The organism is Pseudomonas sp. NY15364, from assembly GCF_048068235.1.
GTDB classification, from domain to species: Bacteria; Pseudomonadota; Gammaproteobacteria; order Pseudomonadales; family Pseudomonadaceae; genus Aquipseudomonas; species Aquipseudomonas mendocina_D.
Genome location: NZ_JBLUPX010000001.1, coordinates 324,281 through 344,324 on the forward strand (window position 1 = coordinate 324,281; position 20,044 = coordinate 344,324).

Annotated in this window: 19 protein-coding genes; 14 read left to right on the plus strand and 5 right to left on the minus strand. The window is 63.2% G+C overall.

The genetic code is table 11. The features are described from left to right. Positions 1-31: 31 nt before the first annotated feature. The 13 genes from kdsA (at position 32) to ACNFCJ_RS01620 (ending at position 12,764) form a co-directional block, all read left to right on the plus strand. Positions 32-874, plus strand: coding sequence for a 3-deoxy-8-phosphooctulonate synthase (gene kdsA / locus ACNFCJ_RS01560; protein ID WP_416769371.1), 843 nt, complete (start codon positions 32-34; stop codon positions 872-874). Beyond that, positions 874-1,422: a KdsC family phosphatase gene (locus ACNFCJ_RS01565; protein ID WP_416769373.1), complete on the plus strand. Its 549-nt coding sequence runs from the start codon at positions 874-876 to the stop codon at positions 1,420-1,422. Before kdsA ends, ACNFCJ_RS01565 begins: the two co-directional genes overlap by 1 nt. After that, the gene (gene kdsB / locus ACNFCJ_RS01570; RefSeq protein ID WP_416769375.1) at positions 1,409-2,185 is read left to right on the plus strand and encodes a 3-deoxy-manno-octulosonate cytidylyltransferase; all 777 of its coding nucleotides are present in this window, start codon (positions 1,409-1,411) and stop codon (positions 2,183-2,185) included. The genes ACNFCJ_RS01565 and kdsB overlap by 14 nt, the downstream gene beginning before the upstream one ends. A gap of 5 nt (positions 2,186-2,190) precedes the next feature. Further along, positions 2,191-3,117 (plus strand): KpsF/GutQ family sugar-phosphate isomerase, encoded by a 927-nt coding sequence (locus tag ACNFCJ_RS01575; RefSeq protein ID WP_416769589.1) that lies wholly within the window; start codon positions 2,191-2,193, stop codon positions 3,115-3,117. 78 nt (positions 3,118-3,195) lie between these two features. Beyond that, positions 3,196-4,524, plus strand: a complete 1,329-nt coding sequence (locus ACNFCJ_RS01580) for an oligosaccharide flippase family protein (RefSeq protein WP_416769377.1) — start codon at positions 3,196-3,198, stop codon at positions 4,522-4,524. Between the two features lie 16 nt (positions 4,525-4,540). Continuing rightward, positions 4,541-5,137: an adenylyl-sulfate kinase gene (cysC, locus tag ACNFCJ_RS01585; RefSeq protein WP_416769378.1), complete on the plus strand. Its 597-nt coding sequence runs from the start codon at positions 4,541-4,543 to the stop codon at positions 5,135-5,137. Positions 5,138-5,142: 5 nt separating this feature from the next. Further along, positions 5,143-5,934 (plus strand): 3'(2'),5'-bisphosphate nucleotidase CysQ, encoded by a 792-nt coding sequence (cysQ, locus tag ACNFCJ_RS01590; protein ID WP_416769380.1) that lies wholly within the window; start codon positions 5,143-5,145, stop codon positions 5,932-5,934. Between the two features lie 128 nt (positions 5,935-6,062). Further along, the gene (locus tag ACNFCJ_RS01595) at positions 6,063-7,628 is read left to right on the plus strand and encodes a DUF1800 domain-containing protein (RefSeq protein WP_416769381.1); all 1,566 of its coding nucleotides are present in this window, start codon (positions 6,063-6,065) and stop codon (positions 7,626-7,628) included. A 1-nt stretch (position 7,629) separates the two neighbouring features. After that, positions 7,630-8,808, plus strand: a complete 1,179-nt coding sequence (locus ACNFCJ_RS01600; protein ID WP_416769383.1) for a DUF1501 domain-containing protein — start codon at positions 7,630-7,632, stop codon at positions 8,806-8,808. A gap of 67 nt (positions 8,809-8,875) precedes the next feature. Next, positions 8,876-9,898 (plus strand): UDP-glucose 4-epimerase GalE, encoded by a 1,023-nt coding sequence (galE, locus tag ACNFCJ_RS01605; RefSeq protein ID WP_416769385.1) that lies wholly within the window; start codon positions 8,876-8,878, stop codon positions 9,896-9,898. Positions 9,899-10,002: 104 nt separating this feature from the next. Continuing rightward, positions 10,003-10,836 (plus strand): UTP--glucose-1-phosphate uridylyltransferase GalU, encoded by an 834-nt coding sequence (gene galU, locus ACNFCJ_RS01610; protein ID WP_416769386.1) that lies wholly within the window; start codon positions 10,003-10,005, stop codon positions 10,834-10,836. 207 nt (positions 10,837-11,043) lie between these two features. Then, positions 11,044-12,420: a phosphomannomutase CpsG gene (locus tag ACNFCJ_RS01615; RefSeq protein WP_416769388.1), complete on the plus strand. Its 1,377-nt coding sequence runs from the start codon at positions 11,044-11,046 to the stop codon at positions 12,418-12,420. Then, entirely contained in the window at positions 12,417-12,764 is a 348-nt protein-coding gene (locus tag ACNFCJ_RS01620) for a VanZ family protein (protein ID WP_416769390.1), read from the plus strand. Before ACNFCJ_RS01615 ends, ACNFCJ_RS01620 begins: the two co-directional genes overlap by 4 nt. Before the next feature lie 333 nt (positions 12,765-13,097). On the opposite strand, the gene ACNFCJ_RS01625 is transcribed toward ACNFCJ_RS01620, so the two are convergent. After that, on the minus strand, positions 13,098-14,459 hold the full coding sequence (locus ACNFCJ_RS01625) for an O-antigen ligase family protein (protein WP_416769392.1): 1,362 nt from the start codon (positions 14,457-14,459) through the stop codon (positions 13,098-13,100). Between the two features lie 373 nt (positions 14,460-14,832). On the opposite strand from ACNFCJ_RS01625, the gene ACNFCJ_RS01630 reads away from it, so the two are divergent. Continuing rightward, positions 14,833-15,147 (plus strand): GNAT family N-acetyltransferase, encoded by a 315-nt coding sequence (locus ACNFCJ_RS01630; protein ID WP_416769394.1) that lies wholly within the window; start codon positions 14,833-14,835, stop codon positions 15,145-15,147. Between the two features lie 88 nt (positions 15,148-15,235). Here ACNFCJ_RS01630 and rmf read toward each other — a convergent pair whose 3' ends face one another. The 4 genes from rmf to ACNFCJ_RS01650 form a co-directional block, all read right to left on the minus strand. Then, positions 15,236-15,427, minus strand: a complete 192-nt coding sequence (rmf, locus tag ACNFCJ_RS01635; protein WP_416769396.1) for a ribosome modulation factor — start codon at positions 15,425-15,427, stop codon at positions 15,236-15,238. Positions 15,428-15,637: 210 nt separating this feature from the next. Next, entirely contained in the window at positions 15,638-17,218 is a 1,581-nt protein-coding gene (gene gshA / locus ACNFCJ_RS01640) for a glutamate--cysteine ligase (RefSeq protein ID WP_416769398.1), read from the minus strand. A gap of 102 nt (positions 17,219-17,320) precedes the next feature. Continuing rightward, a complete protein-coding gene (locus tag ACNFCJ_RS01645; protein ID WP_416769400.1) occupies positions 17,321-17,716 on the minus strand; it encodes a PaaI family thioesterase in 396 nt (131 codons plus the stop codon). Continuing rightward, entirely contained in the window at positions 17,713-20,040 is a 2,328-nt protein-coding gene (locus ACNFCJ_RS01650; RefSeq protein ID WP_179575234.1) for a Tex family protein, read from the minus strand. The genes ACNFCJ_RS01645 and ACNFCJ_RS01650 overlap by 4 nt, the downstream gene beginning before the upstream one ends. Positions 20,041-20,044 lie beyond the last annotated feature (4 nt).

Genomic DNA, 20,044 nt, shown 5'->3' on the forward strand with positions numbered 1-20,044 from the left:
GAAACACGTCCAGTAGCGTGAAATATCTAAAATGAAAATAAGCATTCAGAACATAGACATCTCCAACAACGCCCCCTTCACCCTCTTCGGTGGCATCAATGTCCTCGAAGACCTCGACTCCGCCCTCACCGCCTGCGCTCACTACGTGAAGGTCACCGAGAAGCTTGGCATTCCCTTCGTGTTCAAGGCTTCATTCGACAAGGCCAACCGCTCTTCGATGCTCTCCTACCGCGGGGTTGGCCTTGAGGAAGGCCTGCGTATCTTCGAAGCGGTCAAGCGTGAATTCGGCGTTCCGCTGATCACCGACGTGCATGAAGCCGAGCAGGCCGCACCGGTGGCCGAAGTGGTCGACGTGCTGCAGATCCCAGCCTTCCTCGCCCGCCAGACCGATCTGGTGGGAGCAGTGGCCCGCACTGGACGAGTGATCAATATCAAGAAGCCGCAGTTCATGAGCCCCACGCAGGTCAAGCACATCGTCAGCAAGTGCCGCGAGGCTGGGAACGAGCAGGTGATCCTCTGCGAACGCGGCAGCTCGTTCGGCTACGACAACCTGGTGGTCGACATGCTCGGATTCCGCCAGATGAAGGAAGCCAGCAGTGACTGCCCGGTCATCTTCGACGTGACCCACAGCCTGCAGTGCCGTGATCCTCTGGGTGATGCCTCTGGCGGCCGTCGGCGCCAGGTGCTCGAATTGGCCCGCGCCGGAATGGCCGTCGGCTTGGCCGGCCTGTTCCTCGAAGCACACCCGAATCCGGACCAGGCGCGTTGCGACGGACCAAGCGCGCTGCCACTGGAGCTGCTGGAGCCCTTCCTCAGCCAGATCAAGATCATCGATGACATCGTCAAGGGCCTGCCGGACCTGGAGATTCGCTGATGGCGAATGCCTACGGAGGGCCGGTTCGCCTGGTGTTGTTCGATGTCGATGGCGTGCTCACTGATGGCACCCTGCATATCGGTGCCGAGGGCGAGGTGATCAAAAGCTTCAACGCCAAGGACGGCGTAGCGGTGGCCTTGCTGAAGGCGCACGGTATTCGCTGCGGCATCGTTTCCGGCAAGGCCAGTGCGGCCCTGGATTATCGGGTGCGCCAGCTCAAGCTCGACCTGGCCGTGACCGGCTGCCACGACAAGCTGGCGGCCTATGCCGACCTCAAGCGCGAACTGGGCCTGAATGACGAGCAGATCGTCTTCGTCGGCGACGACGTGATCGATCTTCCGGTGATGCAGCAGGTATCTCTGAGCTACGCCCCTGCCGACGCGCACGCACTGGTCCGCAATAGGGCCACTCATGTCACCCGGGCCAATGGTGGACAGGGTGTGGCCCGCGAAGTGGCCGAACACCTGCTCCAGCTCGGCGGCCTCGACCTCGAGGACGCCTATGCCCCCCTGCTTGCCGAATGGTGCTGCCACGATGCTCAGCAGTAATCTCCCGTCACTGCGGATCGTCATCCCCGCCCGTTACGCCTCGAGCCGCCTCCCCGGCAAGCCATTGCTGGATCTGGCCGGCCTGCCCATGGTGGTGAGGGTGTTCCGTCGCGTCGAGATGGCCCTCCGCGATGCCGATATCGTCGTCGCCACCGACGACCGGCGCATCGCCGAGGTGCTGGAACTGCATGCCATCCCCTTCGTGATGACGGATGTCGCCCACGAAAGCGGCAGCGACCGTACGGCTGAGGTCGCTCGCCTGCTCGACTGGCGTGCCGACGACATCATCGTCAACGTACAGGGCGATGAGCCGCTACTGCCCTCGGAGCTGCTGCGGGACTTCGTGGCCTTCTGCCACAGTCGCCCGAATCTGGAAATGGCCAGCGTCATGGTGCCTCTGAGCAGTCACGAGCAACTCGCCGACGCCAACATCGTCAAGGTCGTGGTGGATCGGCACGACAACGCCCTGCTGTTCTCTCGCTCACCGATCCCCTTCTGCCGGGACTCCTCGCCTCCGGAGTGGCCTCTGAACGAGTTTTCCCGCCACGTAGGCATCTATGCCTATCGCAACGCCAGCCTGCAGCAATTGACTGTCTCCCCCGTTTGTCGGCTGGAGTCGCTCGAAAAGCTCGAACAGCTCAGAGCCCTGTGGATGGGGATGAAAATCGCCATGATGAAATGGCATGCTGCTCCCCCTCACGGGGTGGACACCCCTGAAGACGCCCAACGCGTTATCGAAACGCTTTTGAAGGACAAGCAATGACCCCCATGGATTACATCGACATCGCCAAGCGCGTATTTGCCATCGAGGCTCAGGCCGTCGGCCAGCTCGCCGACCGGTTGGACAACTCCTTTGCCGAGGCGGTAGAACGGGTGCTGTCCTCCAATGGCCGCGTGATCGTCTGTGGCATGGGCAAGTCCGGCATCGTCGGCAAGAAGATAGCGGCAACCCTGGCCAGCACCGGAACGCCTAGCTTCTTCATGCATCCCGGTGAGGCCTACCATGGCGACCTGGGCATGGTGACCCCGGACGACATTTTCGTAGCCATCTCCAACTCCGGCGAAACCGACGAAGTGGTCAAGCTGATTGCCTTCCTCAAGGACAACGGCAACTATCTGATCGCCCTCACAGGCAATCCCAACTCCACCCTGGCCCGCGCCGCCCACGCTCACTTGGACGTAGGGGTGCAGGAAGAAGCCTGCCCCTTGCAGTTGGCGCCGACCTCGTCCACTACAGCGACGCTGGCGATGGGCGATGCCTTGGCAGTCACCCTCATGAAGGCACGCGACTTCAGGCCGGAGCACTTCGCCCGCTTCCATCCGGGCGGCTCGCTCGGCCGGCGCCTGCTGAGCCGCGTCGAGGACGAAATGGTCAAAGGCGACCTGCCGCTGGTCGGCGAGCAGGCCAAGGTCCTGGATGTGATCCACGCCATGACCCGCGGCAGCCTCGGCCTGGCGATTGTCGAATGCGCCGGCGGCTGGGGCATCGTGACCGATGGCGACATCCGGCGTGCCATCGAGCGCCACGGTGTTGAAGTGTTCGACAAATGCGCAGGCGACTTCATGAGCCTCGATCCCGCCATGGTCGCAGTTGGCACGCGCGTGGAGGATGCCTTGATACTCATGGAGAACCGTCGCATCACCTCCTTGCTGGTCTTCGACGGCGAGCGGATCGTCGGCGTATTCAAGAAGTGAAATGTCGCATCCCTGCGGAGATCTGTGCGGCCACGCCGCGCAGGTTTCGTGCCTGACTCTCGCGTCTCAGAGGAAATGATGGCTCTTCAACGTCTGACTGCCCGCGTCAGAACCAAACTCGGCGGCGACGGCCACTCCCGGGAAATGCTGCTGGGTAGTGCCGTAGCCATGCTGGTCAAGGTGCTGGCGGCCGGTGCCGCCTTCCTGATGAACATCGTTGTCGCCCGCAAGCTGGGTGCCAGCGAGTCGGGGCTGTTCTTCCTCGGCATGACGATCGTCACCCTGGTTGCTGCCATTGCCCGTATGGGGTTGGACAACACCCTCCTGCGCTTCGTGGCTGCGGAGCAGTCCAGCGGTAATCCCGGCGCGGTGCTCAGCATTTATCGTCATGCCACCCGTTGGGCCGGCGCACTGGCCGTGTTGTGCATGCTGGCCCTTCTTGCACTGGTGCAACTACTGACGGACAAGCTGTTCGATCAGCCCGGTTTCGCTCCGGTGCTTTATGCAATGGCGCTGGCCGTTCCGCTGCTGGCCCTCTCCGTCCTGCATGCCCAGGCGCTGCAGGGGCTCAAGCGCATCGCCCAGGCGATGATCACGCTCAACGTCTGCATTCCCATGCTGCTGTTGATGGCCTTGCTGGTGTTGCCCATCGGCTCGGCCTTGGAAACCGGGTGGGCCTATGTAGGATGCGCCGCTATGGCTCTGCTGCTTGGGTATCTCTGGTGGCGCAGATCAGCACCCTATTCGGCTGCCGCCGCCCCCTTCGATCCTTCGCTGCTGCTCGCCAGTTGCCTGCCGATGTGGGGCGTGATGCTGCTGGGCCAACTGATTCAGTGGTCTTCGCAACTCATGCTGGGCGCCTGGGGCAGCACGACAGACGTGGCCTTGTTCTCCACTGCTCAACGCACGGCCATGCTGACCAGTTTCGTGCTGGTGGCAGTTAACAGCATTGCAGCTCCCAAGTTCGCAGCCATGTACCGCCAGGGCGACACCCTAGGGTTACGCCGTACGGCGCTCCTTTCGGTACGCCTGATGCTGGTAGCGGCAGTGCCGGCCCTGGCCGTGATGCTGCTGCTGCCGGAATGGCTGATGGGACTGTTCGGAAACGAGTTCCGCGCTGCGGCCAACATCCTGATGATTCTGGCCTTGGGCCAGTTCGTGAACATCGCGACGGGCTCGGTCGGTTTCCTGCTGTCGATGAGCGGGCATGAGCGTCTGTTGCAGCTGAACATGCTCATCGGCGCAATCCTGGGCGTCGGCCTGGGACTGTTGCTTATCCCGCAGCATGGACTGATTGGCGCAGCGGTTGCGACGGCCTCCGCCGTGGCGGTACAAAATTTGCTGGGTGTATTCCAGGTCAAGCGCGTGCTCGGCTTCAATACCCTGGCTTTCTGGCAAAAAATCTGAAGAACGGACTCAGCCGATGACTGACAACGTAGTGTGGCAAAGCCTCTCGGTAAACAAGGTGCAACGCGCCGAATGCAAAGGGCAGAAGCCCTGCATCATCTGGTTCACCGGCCTGAGCGGCTCGGGCAAGTCCACCATCTCCAACGCACTTGAAGCCGAACTGATCCGGCTTGGTGCCCATACCTATCTCCTCGATGGCGACAACATGCGCCATGGGCTGAACAAGGATCTTGGTTTCAGCGACGACGACCGGGTCGAGAACATTCGCCGGGTCGCAGAGGTCTCGAAGCTGTTCGTTGATGCCGGCTTGATTGTCATAACCGCGTTCATCTCGCCGTTCCAGCGCGATCGCGATATAGCCCGAGCCCTGGTCGATGAAGGCGAGTTCATCGAGGTCTTCGTCGATACTGCGCTGGAGGAGTGCGAGCGTCGCGACCCCAAAGGGCTGTACAAGAAGGCACGCGCCGGCCTGATCAGCAATTTCACCGGCATTGATTCCGCCTATGAAGCTCCGGCCAACCCGGAAATTCATCTGAATACGGCGAACAAGTCGCCCCAGGAGATGGTGCAGCAACTGCTGGACTATCTGCGCAGCGAAGGTTATCTGCAATGAGCGCAATGACGATGCAATCCGCTCTCGAACAAGCCCGCCTGCTGGCCTGCGAGGCCGGCCAGGCGATTATGGCCATCTACGCTCGTGACTTCACCAGCGAAACCAAGGCCGACGCCAGCCCCCTGACCGAGGCCGACCTCGCTTCCCATCGGATCCTGGTAGACGGTCTGCAGCGAATGACCCCGGACATCCCGGTGCTGTCCGAAGAGTCGGCAGACATCCCGTGGGAAACCCGTCAGGCCTGGGAACGCTACTGGCTGATCGACCCGCTGGATGGCACCAAGGAGTTCATCAAGCGTAATGGCGAGTTCACGGTGAACATCGCCCTGATCGAGCACAACCAGCCGGCGCTGGGCGTGGTTTTTGCGCCGGCCCTAGGCCGACTGTTCAGCGCTGCAAGTGGTCTCGGCGCCTGGCACCAGCAAGTGCTCCTGGATGCCAATGACCCGCAACTGTCAGCGGCCAACTCCATCGCTGTAAATGCTCGTAGCGAGGGCGAAGTCTGGCGCGTGGTTGGCAGCCGTTCGCATGCCGGCGAAGGTATGGCCGAGTGGCTGGCGGAACTCGGCGAGCACGAGCTGGTCTCCATGGGTAGCTCGCTGAAACTGTGCCTGGTCGCCGACGGTACTGCACATGTGTATCCACGCCTGGGGCCGACCTGCGAGTGGGATACGGCGGCAGCCCATGCGGTGGTGCTGGAGGCTGGAGGCCAGGTGCTGAATGCTGAAGATCAGCCCCTGCTCTACAACACCAAGGCGGAATATCTCAATCCGCATTTCTTCGTCTGGGCTAGCTGACTGAGCGCTGGGGTGGCTTCCGACATGAGGCGAATCGTCGCACATGTCGGGAGAGCCCGGTCTTTCCGCATGGAACGCCTTTGTCTTGGGCCTGCCCGACACAGGCGCGAAGGTAGTATCAAAACCTGATGAAGCTGAACTTCCTGCATCTCCTCCGACTGTCGACGGCCGTGCTCGGGTTGCATGCGATGACGGTATCCGCCAGCCCGCTTGTGTTGGACCAGCCAATGAGCGAAACGCAGGCCAGGGCCATGCTGGCTCGCTTCGGCTACGGAGCAACACCGGAAACGCTCTCCGTGACCGCCGGCAAAACACCGCTCCACTTTCTGGATCGGGCGATTGCACAAGGCTCGACGCTGCCGCCGGAGGTCGCTACCGCACTGGACGCGCTTGGCCGCGGATCGCTGGAATCGCTCTGGAGCATCTACGGTCCGGGCGGTAGCGCCTTTTCGTCCTCAGTGGCTCCAGCAGAGCGCCTGAACGTGCGCAGGAAGATCAGCGAGAACGGCAGCGCACAGGTCAAGGCCCGCCTTCTAGTCATGGCCAACGGCGATAATCCTGGCCACGAGGCTTTGCTGTCGTTCTGGCTCAATCACTTCTCCGTGTTCGCCGGCAAGGGGCCGAACGACCTCCTGGTCGACGACTATGTTCGCAGCCTGGCCGAAGCGATGCGTACTGACTTATTCGAGGCTCTGCTCCGCGCCAGCTTCTTCCACCCGGCGATGCAGATCTACCTCGACAATCAGCAGTCGGTGGCGCCGGACTCCCAGGCCGCCCGCCAGGCCAAGCGCAACGGTAGGGGCAGGCAGTTGGGTATCAACGAGAACCTTGCCCGCGAGCTGCTGGAGCTGCATACCCTGGGTGTCGACGGTGGCTACGAGCAGCAGGACGTGCAGGAACTCGCACGCATCATCACTGGCGCGGGTATCTTCCGCGCCGATGCTTCCTCCGAGAAGCTGGCGCAAGCCGGGGCGGTACGCCGTGGATATTTTCTCTTCGACCCACGCCGGCATGACTTCGGCAGCAAACGCTTTCTCGATACCGACTTCCCAGACGGTCGAGGCCTGGCTGAAGTCGAGCGCGCCTTGCACCTGATGGCCACGCACCCCTCGACGGCCAGGCATATCGCTACCAAGCTGGCCCAACGCTTTCTCGATGACGAGCCGGCAGAAGAAGTAGTTGCCGCCATGGCCGAAGCCTTTCGGGAGAGTGGCGGTCGTATTTCAGCCACCCTTTTTGCCCTGATCGAGTCACCGGATTTCCAAGCATCCCTGAAGGCACCGAAAAAGTTCAAGGAGCCTCTCGATTACGTGTTGTCGGTCGCCCGGGCCGTTTGCGGAGACCACCCCATCACCAACGCTCAGGCGCTGTTAGTGAGCGCTCGAATGATGGGGCAACTGCCAATGCGGCGGCGCACACCCGATGGCTATGGCACGCAGGAGATCGACTGGCTGTCTCCGATTGCGATGGACAAACGCATCCGCTTCGCCAGAGAGGCAGCTTCGGGCAAGGTGAATTTCGCGCCCAGCGTCTCCGGGAAGGGCGAGCAGAAATCGGCCTGCAAGGCCGACCCGCAGCGGATCGAGGCGATGCTCGGCGCTACACGCATGAATACCCTGCGCTCGCTCGTGGGCCTGTCACCTGCAGAACAGAGTACGGTTCTACTGACCTCACCCGAGTTCATGAGGCGCTGAGATGTCACTTGATCGTCGTGCATTCATCAAGGCCGCACTGGCCTTGGGTGGTCTATCGCTGGGCCGGGCCTGGGCCTGGGAAAGCTCTGAGGAGGAAACAGGCCGCCTGCTGGTCATCTTCTTGCGAGGGGGCCTGGACGGGCTGTTCGCCTTCTCACCGGTCGCAGATCCACAGTTCGCCAGCCTCAGACCCAGCCTGTCCCGCACGGTTCTCGACCGTGGTATTCCCTTGGGCGATAGCGGTTTTGTCGCTCATCCGGCCTGTACTCCACTGGCCGATCTCTACCGTTCCGGCGAACTGGCGTTTGCTCCCTGTGCCGGAACCATCGATACCAGTCGCAGCCATTTCCAGGCCCAGGACATCTTCGAGCTGGGCAACGGGCTCAGTCGGGGAACATCCGGCTTCATGTCGCGAGCAGCCAGCGAGCTGGGCGGGGAGCCGGGGGCAATCAGCTTCACCGGCGAGGTCCCCCTGGCATTTCAGGGCCCGACGATGCCCGACGTTGCCCAACTCGACACAGGCCGTTTCCAGCTGCCATCCGGCCGCCTTCTCGAAGCCGTGCGCCGGGCCCATGCAGGCGAGCTCACGGGTACTGCCCTGGAGCAGGCGATCGCGACCGAAGCAGCCATTGCCGCTGCCCTGGCCGAAGGTGGAATGGAGCCCTCATCCGACCGGGGTGCGGCAACCGTTTCCGGCTTTGTGAAGGTGGCGCAGGACATGGGGCGAGTGTTGCGCCGTACCCCGAGGTTCAACCTGGCATTCGTCGATGTGGGTGGCTTCGATACCCATGCCAACCAGGAGGCCGTCCTCTCTCGAGCCCTGACAACCCTGAGCACGGGAATTGTCACCCTGCGCAGGGAGTTGGGTGATATCGAGTGGCGCAGAACTCGCGTGCTGGTATGCAGTGAGTTCGGTCGCACCGTCCGCGAAAACGGAACGGGCGGTACCGACCATGGCCATGGTGGCCTCCTGCTGCTGGCTGGCGGCAGCGTGAAGGGGGGACGGATGTTGGGCAGCTTCCACGGCCTCGATAAGGCCCACCTTAACGAGGGCCGCGATCTGCCGGTGCATCTCGACTGGAGAGATGCTCTGGCCAGCTCCATGAGAGACTGCTTCCTGCTGCCGGATGCGGCCCTTGATCGAATTCTTCCCAACAGGCCTCGGCATCTCGAAATCTGAGGCCCCCACCTGACCTACTGACTAAGGTGACGTGGGAATACCCTTTTGCTGATATGGATGTATCACTGTGACTGAAAAAATCCTGGTAACCGGCGGCGCCGGCTATATCGGTTCGCACACCACCCTGGCCCTGCTGGAAGCCGGCTTCGAAGTGGTGGTGCTGGACAACCTGTGCAACAGCTCGGCCGAGTCGCTGCGCCGGATCGAGGGGATTTGTGGCAAGGCGCCGATCTTCGTCGAGGGCGATATTCGTGACCGTGCCCTGCTCGATGAGCTGTTTGCCTCGCAGCGAATCCGCGCGGTACTGCACTTTGCTGGCCTCAAGGCGGTCGGCGAGAGCGTGCGCGAGCCGCTGGCCTATTACGAGAACAATGTCGCTGGTAGCGTGACACTGTGCCAGGCCATGGCCGCGGCCGGGGTGTTCCGCCTGGTGTTCAGCTCCTCGGCCACCGTTTACGGCGAGCCTGAGCGGATGCCGATCCGCGAGGATTTCCCCACCGGCGTGCCGATCAATCCGTATGGTCGTTCCAAGCTGATGGTCGAGGAGATGCTGCGCGATCTGGCGGCCTCCGACCCGCGCTGGAGCATCGCCCTGCTGCGCTATTTCAACCCGGTAGGGGCACACCCGAGCGGGCTGATTGGTGAAGATCCCAACGGCATACCCAACAACCTGCTGCCCTATATCAGCCAGGTGGCCATCGGCAAGCTGCGCGAGTTGTCGGTATTTGGCAATGACTATGCGACCCAGGATGGCACCGGTGTACGCGATTACATCCATGTGGTCGACCTGGCCGCTGGTCATCTGAAAGCACTGCAGGCGATAGCTGCGCAAGGCGGTGTGAATGTCTGGAATCTGGGCACTGGTACCGGCTACAGCGTGCTGCAGATGATTCGGGCCTTCGAGCAGGCCAGTGGCCAACCCGTGCCTTATCGCATTTCCCCACGGCGCCCCGGCGATATCGCCGAATGCTGGGCCGACCCGGCGAAGGCTGCTCGTGAGTTAGGCTGGAAAGCCGAGCGCGGCCTGGCGGAGATGATGGCCGATACCTGGCGTTGGCAGTCGGCTAACCCGCAGGGGTACGCGCAGTAACCATCTGCTTTTGGTGGGATGCCGTTTTGATCGCGAGCAAGCTCGCTCCTACACGATTTTTTCATCTATGCGCTGCGGCGCATTTTCATTGATAGGGACTCATCATGATCCGCAAATGCCTGTTCCCCGCCGCCGGTTACGGCACCCGTTTTCTCCCGGCCACCAAGGCCATGCCCAAGGAGATGCTGCCCATCGTCAACAAGCCGCTGATCCAGTACGGCGTCGAGGAGGCGCGCGATGCCGGCCTGCAGCATATGGCGGTGGTCACCGGCCGCGGCAAGCGCGCGCTGGAGGATCACTTCGATATCAGCTACGAGCTGGAGCACCAGATCAGCGGCACCGATAAGGAGAAGTACCTGGCCGGCACCCGCGAGCTGATCGACCAGTGCACCTTCTCCTACACCCGCCAGGTGGAGATGAAGGGCCTGGGCCATGCGATTCTCTGCGGCCAGCCGCTGATCGGCGACGAGCCCTTCGCCGTGGTGCTGGCCGACGACCTGTGCCTGAACCTGGGCGGTGACGGGGTGCTGGCGCAGATGGTGCAGCTGTACAAGCAGTTCCGCTGCTCCATCGTGGCCGTGCAGGAAGTGCCGCGCGAGCAGATCCACAAGTACGGGGTGATCGCCGGCGAGCCGATCCGCGACGACATCTTCCGCGTCAACAGCATGGTGGAGAAGCCCAAGGCGGAGGAGGCGCCGTCGAACCTGGCGATCATCGGCCGCTATATCCTGACGCCGGACATTTTCGACCTGATCCGCGATACCGAACCGGGCAAGGGCGGCGAGATCCAGATTACCGATGCGTTGATGAAGCAGGCGCAGAGTGGTTGCGTGCTGGCCTACAAGTTCAAGGGCCGGCGTTTCGATTGCGGCAGTGCCGAGGGTTATATCGAGGCGACCAATTTCTGCTTCGAGCATCTGTACCAGCAGGGGTTGTAAGGAGCTTGCCGGGCCCCTGCCTGTCCTGGGCGGACCATTGTTGCTGACTCGATGGGGTGCGGTGCCCGCCCGTTCGCGAATAAATTCGCTCCTACAAGGACCGGCGTCTTCGTGTTGGCCCTATACGAGCCGACCAACAGCCCGTGTGCGGGCACGACTTTTTCATGGGCAGGAACTTCTGCCCCTTTTCACTTCTAAGGATGGAATATGACCACCCTGACCTGTTTCAAAGCCTATGACATCCGCGGCCAGCTCGGTGCCGAGCTGAACGAGGACATCGCTTACCGCATCGCCCGTGCCTATGCCGAGTGGCTGCAGCCGCGCACCGTGGTGCTCGGGGGCGATATCCGCGAGACTTCGCCGGCGCTGAAGGCGGCCCTGGCCCGTGGCCTGCGCGAGGCCGGTGTGACCGTGCTGGATCTCGGCATGACCGGTACCGAGGAGGTGTATTTCGCCACCTGGCATCTGGGCGCCGATGGCGGCATCGAGGTCACGGCTTCGCACAACCCCATCGACTACAACGGCTTCAAGTTGGTGCGCCAGGGCGCGCAGCCGATCAGCCGGGACACCGGCTTGGAGCAGATTCGCCAACTGGCCGAGCGGGCCGAGTTCGCCGCACCCGCCGAGGTACCGGGAGAGCTGCGCGAGGTGGATTGCCGGGCGGCCTTTGTCGAGCATCTGCTGTCCTATGTCGACTGCGCCGCGCTCAAGCCGCTCAAGCTGGTGGTCAATGCCGGCAATGGCGCCGCCGGTCCGGCGCTGGATGCCATCGAGGCGGCGCTGCAGGCCCGTGGTGTGCCCTTCGAGTTCATCAAGGTGCATCACCAGCCGGATGGAAGCTTCCCCAACGGTATTCCCAACCCGATGCTGGAGGCCAATCGCGCGGCGACCCGCGATGCGGTGCTGGCCCATGGCGCCGACCTGGGGATCGCCTGGGATGGCGACTTCGACCGCTGCTTCCTGTTCGACGAGCAGGGCCAGTTCATCGAGGGCTATTACATCGTCGGCCTGCTGGCCGAGGCTTTCCTGCGCAAGGAGGCCGGCGCGCGCATTATCCATGACCCGCGGCTGGTCTGGAACACCCTGGATATCGTCGAGAGCAGTGGCGGCGAGCCGGTGCAGTGCAAGGCCGGGCATGCTTTCATCAAGGAGAAGATGCGCGAGGTGAACGCCATCTATGGTGGCGAGATGAGCGCCCATCACTATTTCCGCGACTTCGCCTACTGCGACAGCGGCATGATTCCCTGGCTGCTGGTGGTCGAGTTGATCTCCACCCGTCAGCAGTCGCTGTCCAGCCTGGTGGGCGAGCGTATCCGTGCCTTCCCGTCCTCCGGCGAGATCAACCTCAAGGTCGACGACGCGCCGGCCGTGCTGGCCCGTATCGAGGGCCTGTATGCCGAGGACGCCCTGCTGGTGGACTACACCGATGGCCTGAGCGTGGCCTTTGCCGACTGGCGTTTCAACCTGCGGGCCTCTAATACCGAGCCGGTGATCCGCTTGAACGTGGAAAGCCGCGCGGATGAGGTGTTGATGCAGACGAAGACCGCCGAGTTGCTGGCAGAGATCGGTGGGAGCCTGGATTGAAGCTCTGCCTGTTCCTCGTCTGCTGCGCTCTGCTCGGCTACGGTCTGTTCCGCCCGGAGTCGCCGCCGGACCTGTTCGATGACTCGGACAAGGTCCTGCACCTGCTGGCGTTCGGCGCGCTGTCCCTGAGCGCCCGCCTGGCGTTTCTGCGAGCGCCTGGCTGGCTGCTGTGGGGCGTGCTGCTGCTGTTGGCGCCCTTGTCGGAGTGGCTGCAGCATTACCTGCAGCCAAGCCGGCATTTCAGTGTCGAGGATGCGCTGGCCAACCTGCTGGGCGTGTTGCTGGCGTTGGTGGGCTGGCTGGTGTTGAACGGTATGTGGCGGCGCTTTGTGCCGAGCGCGTAGGAGGGGCCGGTTTTCCCGGATTGCATCCGGGCTACAAAAGCTCCTGCCTCTCTGCTTGCCTGGCTGAAAGGCTTGCGTACGAGTTGGTTGTTGCAAGCAGCCTTGGCGTCAGGAGTTTCTGTGGGAGCGGCTTCAGCCGCGAATTGAGGGCGGGCAGGGTACCGAACCATTCGCGGCTGAAGCCGCTCCTACACGACGACAGGCTCCCGGATGAGGCGCAGAGCTTCGTCGGGTGGATCGAGACGCCGACCGCTTGCAGCGAAGCGATCAGTCCGTCGGTCCAGGCCAAGTCCGGCACCGCAAACTTCACTGATCCCCCCCGCCCCCAGCGGCTCAGTCTTGCCGCGCCTTCCGTTTGCGCTCTTTGCTGTGGCTGCCGGCCAGTACGGCGATGGCGCAGAGCACCACCAGGGTCGCGGCGTTGGCCGGGATCTGCAGGTTGAAGTCGGTGCTGGAATGGATCAGCAGGGCGATGATGCCCATGGCGGCACCAAAGCCCACGCCGCTGCGGTAGATCGATTCACGTTTCCACAGCGCCTTTAGCGCGTGCCACAGCGCCAGAAGGATGAAGGCTGCCAGTGGCAGGGTGCCGATCAGGCCGAACTCGATGATGAATTGCAGGTAGTCGTTGTGGGTGTGGTCGAAGTGCAGGCGGATGTCTTCGCCCGGATACTTGGGGAACACCGCTTCGAAGCTGCCGGCACCCTGGCCGGTGAGCGGGCGCTCCATCAGCAATGGCATGGAGTAGCCATACACGTCGCCACGCAGTTCGTTGGCCTGTTGCACCACTTCGCCGTTGACCACGACGTCGTTCAGGCGGGTGTTGGTTAGGCGATCCTTGAGTTTTTCCAGGCCGAAGTACTGGCTGACCACCAACACGTCGATGACGATCAGGCTGGCGAGGATCAGGCTGTTGCGCAGGCGGTGCTCTTTCTCGATCAGCACGAACAGGCCGCCCACCAGCAACAGGCTGGCGAAGAAGGCGGCGTTGCCCATGCGCGAGTGAGTCATGACCAGGGCGATGACCATGATCACCAGCGCCAGACGCAGGCGTGCCTTGGGGCCCATCAGCAGTTCGAGCAGGTTGCGCCACTGGAAGGGGCGGTTGTCGCGCAGTGCCATCAGCAGGCCGATGCCGCAGGCCAGGGTCATTTCCAGGTAGCCGGCCAGGTGGTTGCGGTTGACGAAGGTACCGGTGGCATCGCCGAAGTAGCTGGTCTTCGGGCCGACCAGCAGCCACTCGATACCCGCAAGCGTACTGAAGGCGCCCCAGAAGGCCTGCAGGGTACCGCTGATAACCAGGGTTGCGAGCAGCAGGGTCAGGCGTTTGCGGGTATTGAACAGGTTGATGGTCAGCAGGAACAGCAAGCAGTAGGCGATGCCTAGCATCAGGTACTGGAAGGTTGCGCCGTTGTCGACGCTGAGGCCGGCCAGCCATTGCACCGCGATCCAGGCTTGCGTCAGCAGCAGCAGGCCGAACATGGGCAGGGCTGCTTTGGGCAGTTGCTGGACGTCCGCACTGAGTTTGCCGCGCAGGTGGGCGAAGGCCCAAAGAGCGGTCAGGGAGCCAACCAGCACGAGCAGAATACCGACGGCCCAATCGCGATTGCTGCCTAGCGGCAGGGGTAGCCAGACCAGTACCAGTAGGGCGGCGGCGACGAGAGAACGTTCGAGCGGGTGGCTGGCTTGTGGCATGGTTCGGCGGGCCTGATTGACTGGCCGGTGAGTGTAATCAGCTGGGGCTGGTCGGCCAACACTATTCATCACTGCATCGGCACTTCGTCACAGCGGCATTGCAGACGCTGATCCGTTGCTGCTGATCGCCGGCAAGCCGGCTCCTATAGGTGTCGTCGCATCTGTGGGAAATCTTCGGCGTGGCTAATTTTCACTGCTCTTTGGGTGTGCAGGTGTTGAAAGGCAAGGTTTGTGTAGGAGCCCGCTTGCGGGCGATCCAGCGCTGCTGACCACCAGCAAACCGGCGAGTGATGCAGTCATATGAGCGCTTGGTCATCGTGCATAGGCCGCGCTATGGTCACGTATCATTCAGCGGTCAATGGAGTGACAGCTCATGTCTACCCTCAAGCGTGTCTTTGGTTTCGATCGTCTGCGTCCTGGCCAGGAGGCGGTGATCAGCGCCGTACTGGCCTGCCTGGCGGTCAACCCCGACTACCGTCACGGCGGTCGTGGTGACGAATTGCTCAAGCGCATCGAGGCCAGGGCGCGGGCGCAGGGGATCAAGACCCTGTTCGTGCTCACCACCCGCACCGCCCACTGGTTCCGCGAACGCGGCTTCGAGCCGAGCAGCGTCGAGCGCATGCCCACCGCGCGGGCGTCGCTGTACAACTACCAGCGCAATTCGAAGGTGTTCGAGAAGACGTTGTAGGAAGACAAATGTAATGAGTGGGAGGGGCTTTAGCCGCGAGCGATGAATCAGTCGCGGCTAAAGCCCCTCCCACAATGCGTTCAGAGTGTCAGGCGCTGTGCTGCTGCAGGCGCATCTGCTCGAAGCCGTCGTCCCAGCCGGCTTCCCACGCTGCTGCGGGGATTTCGTCCAGGTAGGGCTGGCGGGTTCGGGCTTGGCCGGTGAGGCCGGCCATATAGCCTTGCTGGTAGGCCTTGGTCAGGCTCTCCAGGCTCCATTGCGGCGTGGCGTCATCGGCCATGGGCGCTGCTCGTCTATCGTCCTTTACCCGGCAATGCTAGCTGGCCGGGCGGCCAGGGGAGTGGCCGCCCATCCTGGCTTTTGCTCCGCTGGTTGGCTTTGTGACGCAGTCGACGCTTCGTCGCCCGTACAACCGGACACGTAGAGTGCGCCGCACGCACCGCTGTTACCGGGTGCGTATAGGTGCGCGCGGCCCTGGCTGCGTTGAGACCTAAACGGCCAGCGCCAGGATGCTCGCCTGATAGGCCGCGACGAAGGCGTCGAAATCGCCTGTGGGCTGCGTTTCCAGCTCCGCCTGCGCGGCCAGCGAGTCGTGCGCGGCCTGTTCGAAAGCCTGCTGCTGCTGTGGGCTGAGCGGCTGAGCGCGGAAGTACTCGGCGTGACGCAGGCTCTGCTGCAGGGCGAACTCGGTAAAGCTCTTGCCCTGACGCAGAATCGCCAGTACCTGTGCCGACGGCGTCATTTCCACATCCGCGACCTTGGCTTGCTGCTGCGCCAGGGCCTCGACGTGCGCATTGCCGTCCTGGCTGCGATCGAGCAGTTCGGCCAACGGCAGGATGCGCTCAAGCAGTTCGCTGGCCCAGACTTTGAGTTCTACCTGCTGGCTACCTTTCTGCAGGTGCAGGCCGGGACGCCGCCCCTCCTTGACCACTTTGAGGAAGTTGCTGGTGCAACTGCTGCACTCGCCGTTCTCCAGCAGCGGGCTGTCTTCCAGCGCACAGAACAGCAGGAACGCGTCGATGAAGCGCGCCTGCGTCACGTCGATGCCCAGCGGCAGGAAGGGGTTGATGTCGAGGCAGCGTACTTCCACGTATTGCACGCCACGGCTCATCAGCGCCTGGATCGGTCGCTCGCCGCTGTAGGTGACGCGTTTCGGGCGGATGCTCGAGTAGTACTCGTTCTCGATCTGCAGGATGTTGGTGTTCAGCTGCAGCCATTCGTCGCCGCGCTTGGTTCCTGCCTCGACATAGGCCGGGTAGGGCGTGCCCACCGCCAGGCGCAGGCTGTCGGTGTAGCTGGCCAGGTCGTTGTAGCAGGGGGTCAGGCCGGACTGTGCGCTGCTCTGGTAGCCCAGGTCGCTCATGCGCAGGCTGGTGGCGTAGGGCAGGTACAGGGTGCCTGCGTCCAGTTCCTGAAGCTGGTGCGGGCGGCCACGCATGAAGCCTTTGTCCAGCGCCGGCGAGGCACCGAACAGGTACATCAGCAGCCAGCTGTAGCGACGGAAGTTGCGGATCAGGGCGATATAGCGGGCCGACTGATAGTCGCGCGCACTCTGTTCGTTGCCTTCGCTCTGCTGTTGCAGCTGCCACAGCCTCTCGGGCAGGGAGAAGTTGTAGTGAATGCCGGCGATGCACTGCATGGTCTTGCCGTAACGCAGTGCCAGGCCCTTGCGGTATACGTACTTGAGGCGGCCGATGTTGGAGCTGCCGTAGCGAGCGATGGGGATGGTCTCTTCGTCCGGCAGAGGGCAGGGCATCGACGGGCTCCACAGCAGTTCGTCATCGAGCTTGTCGTAGGCGAAACGGTGGATGTCTTCCAGTTCGGCGAGGGTGGCGGCCGGATCGTTGGCGGTGCCGGTGATGAACTCCAGCAGCGACTCGGAATAATCGGTGGTGATCTGCGCATGGGTCAGCGCCGAGCCCAGCGTCTGAGGGTGCGGGGTCAGGGCCAGCTGGCCGTCGCGATCGACGCGCAGGCATTCGCGCTCGATGCCGTGCAGACACTCACCCAGCAGGGACAGGTTGGCCGGCTCGCCGAGCTGAGCCAGGCGGCGGGAGAGAAGATCGCTCAAGATGCAATTCCTAACTGGGCAGTCGCCACAATATGGGGATCGCCCCTGCACTCTGCAAGGGGCGAACGGTTTACCAGATTAGACCAGCACGAGCGGCGCCGATTACACGCAGGCGAAGGTACCTTGTGCCTTGGCGACCAGCTTGTCGCCCTGCAGCACTTCGGCCTCGACCACCTGGGTACGGCGACCGGCGTGTAGCACCTTGGCATGGCACAGCACGCTGCCTTCGGATACCGGGCGGATGTAGTTGATCTTGCACTCCAGGGTCACGCTGCTCGGGCCGCCATCGCCCAGGCTGTGGCTGGCCTGGCCCATGGCGGTGTCGATCAGCGAGAACAGTGCGCCGCCGTGCAATTTACCGTGCAGGTTGCGCAAGTCGTCGGTGAGGGTCAGGCGCACGCGCGCCTCGCCGCCGCCGACCTGGAGAATTTCCAGGCCGAGCAGGCGGGAAAAGGCGCTGCTGGCGCCTACGTTGTCGCTGTTGTCGGTCATATTCATTTCTTCAACTGCTTGGCGTTGGCGAACAGGGCGGCCATGCCGCCTGTGGCAGGTGCCGGTTTGTCCTGGCTGGAATGGCGTTCGCTGCGTGGGCTATTGCCGCCGCGGTTGCCAGCGCGCGACTGGCCGCCACGTGCCCCTTCGACTTTCTCGCCGGGGGTATCGCCCATGCGCATGGACAGGGCGATGCGATTACGCGGGATGTCCACTTCCATCACCTTGACCTTGACCACGTCGCCGGCCTTGACCGCCTCGTGCGGGTCCTTGATGAACTTCTCCGACAGCGCGCTGATGTGCACCAGGCCGTCCTGGTGCACGCCGATGTCGACGAATGCACCGAAGTTGGTGACGTTGGTCACCACGCCTTCGAGCACCATGCCCAGCTTGAGGTCATTGAGGGTTTCCACGCCTTCCTGGAACTCGGCGGTCTTGAACTCCGGACGCGGGTCGCGGCCGGGTTTGTCGAGTTCCTTGAGGATGTCGCCGACGGTGACCAGGCCGAAGCGCTCATCGGTGAACTGGGCCGGATCGAGGCGCTTGAGGAAGCTCGAATCGCCGATCAGCGAGCGGATGTCGCGGCCGGTGTCCTGGGCGATGCGCTCAACCAGCGGGTAGGTTTCCGGGTGCACCGCGGAGGCGTCCAGCGGGTTGTCGCCGCTCATCACGCGGAGGAAGCCTGCAGCCTGTTCGAAGGTCTTCTCGCCCAGACGCGGCACCTTCTTCAGCTCAGCGCGCGAGGCGAAGGCGCCGTTGGCGTCGCGGTACTGCACGATGTTCTGTGCCAGGGTCGCGTTGAGGCCGGAGATGCGTGCCAGCAGGGCGGCAGAGGCGGTGTTCACATCCACGCCGACGGCGTTCACGCAGTCTTCCACCACCGCGTCCAGGCTACGCGCCAGCTTGAGCTGCGACACGTCGTGCTGGTATTGGCCGACGCCGATGGATTTCGGGTCGATCTTCACCAGCTCGGCCAGCGGGTCCTGCAGGCGGCGGGCGATGCTGACTGCGCCACGCAGGGAGACGTCGAGATCGGGGAATTCGCGGGCGGCCAGTTCCGAGGCTGAGTACACCGAGGCGCCGGCCTCGGAGACCATCACTTTGGTCAGTTTCAGGCCCGGTACTTTCTTGATCAGTTCGGCGGCCAGCTTGTCGGTCTCGCGGCTGGCGGTGCCGTTGCCGATGGAGATCAGGTCGACGCCATGCTTGGCGCAGAGCTTGGCGAGGATGGCCAGGGTGCCGTCCCAGTCGTTGCGCGGCGCGTGCGGGTAGACAGTGGCGGTTTCCAGCACCTTGCCGGTGGCGTCGACCACCGCCACCTTGCAGCCGGTGCGCAGGCCCGGATCGAGCGCCAGGGTGGCGCGCGGGCCGGCCGGGGCAGCCAGCAGCAGGTCGTGCAGGTTGCGGGCGAAGACGCTGATCGCCTCGTCCTCGGCCTTTTCGCGCAGCTCGCCGAGCAGGTCGGTTTCCAGGTGGTTGTACAGCTTGACCTTCCAGGTCCAGCGCACCACCTCGGCCAGCCACTTGTCGGCGGCACGGCCTTGCGCGCTGATACCGAAGCGCTCGCCGATCATCAGCTCGCACGGATGCATGGCGCCGGGCAGCTCTTCGCCGACCTTCAGGCTGGCGCTGAGAATGCCTTCGTTGCGCCCGCGGAAAATCGCCAGCGCACGGTGCGACGGCACGCCCTTGAGCGCTTCGTCGTGTTCGAAGTAGTCGCTGAACTTGGCGCCTTCGTTTTCCTTGCCCGGCACCAGGCGAGCACTGAGGGTGGCGTTGTCCTTGAGGAAGCTGCGCAGCTTGTCCAGCAGCGCGGCGTCTTCGGCAAAGCGCTCCATGAGGATGTACTTGGCGCCTTCGAGCACGGCCTTGACGTCGGCGAAGCCCTTTTCGGCGTCGATGAAGCGCTCGGCTTCCTGCTCGGGCGCGAGATTCGGGTCGTTGAACAGTGCATCGGCCAGCTCGCCGAGGCCGGCTTCCAGGGCGATCTGGCCCTTGGTGCGGCGCTTTTGCTTGTACGGTAGGTAGAGGTCTTCGAGGCGCGTCTTGGTGTCGGCCAGGTTGATCTCGCGCTTGAGTTCGGGAGTCAGCTTGCCCTGCTCCTCGATGCTGGCGAGGATCGCCGTACGGCGCTCGTCCAGCTCGCGCAGGTAGCGCAGGCGCTCTTCCAGGTGGCGCAGCTGGGTATCGTCGAGGCTGCCGGTCACTTCTTTACGATAACGGGCGATGAAGGGCACGGTGGAGCCTTCGTCGAGCAGAGCGACGGCGGCGGCAACCTGTTGCGGGCGCACGCCCAGTTCATCGGCGATACGGTTGTTGATGCTATCCATATGA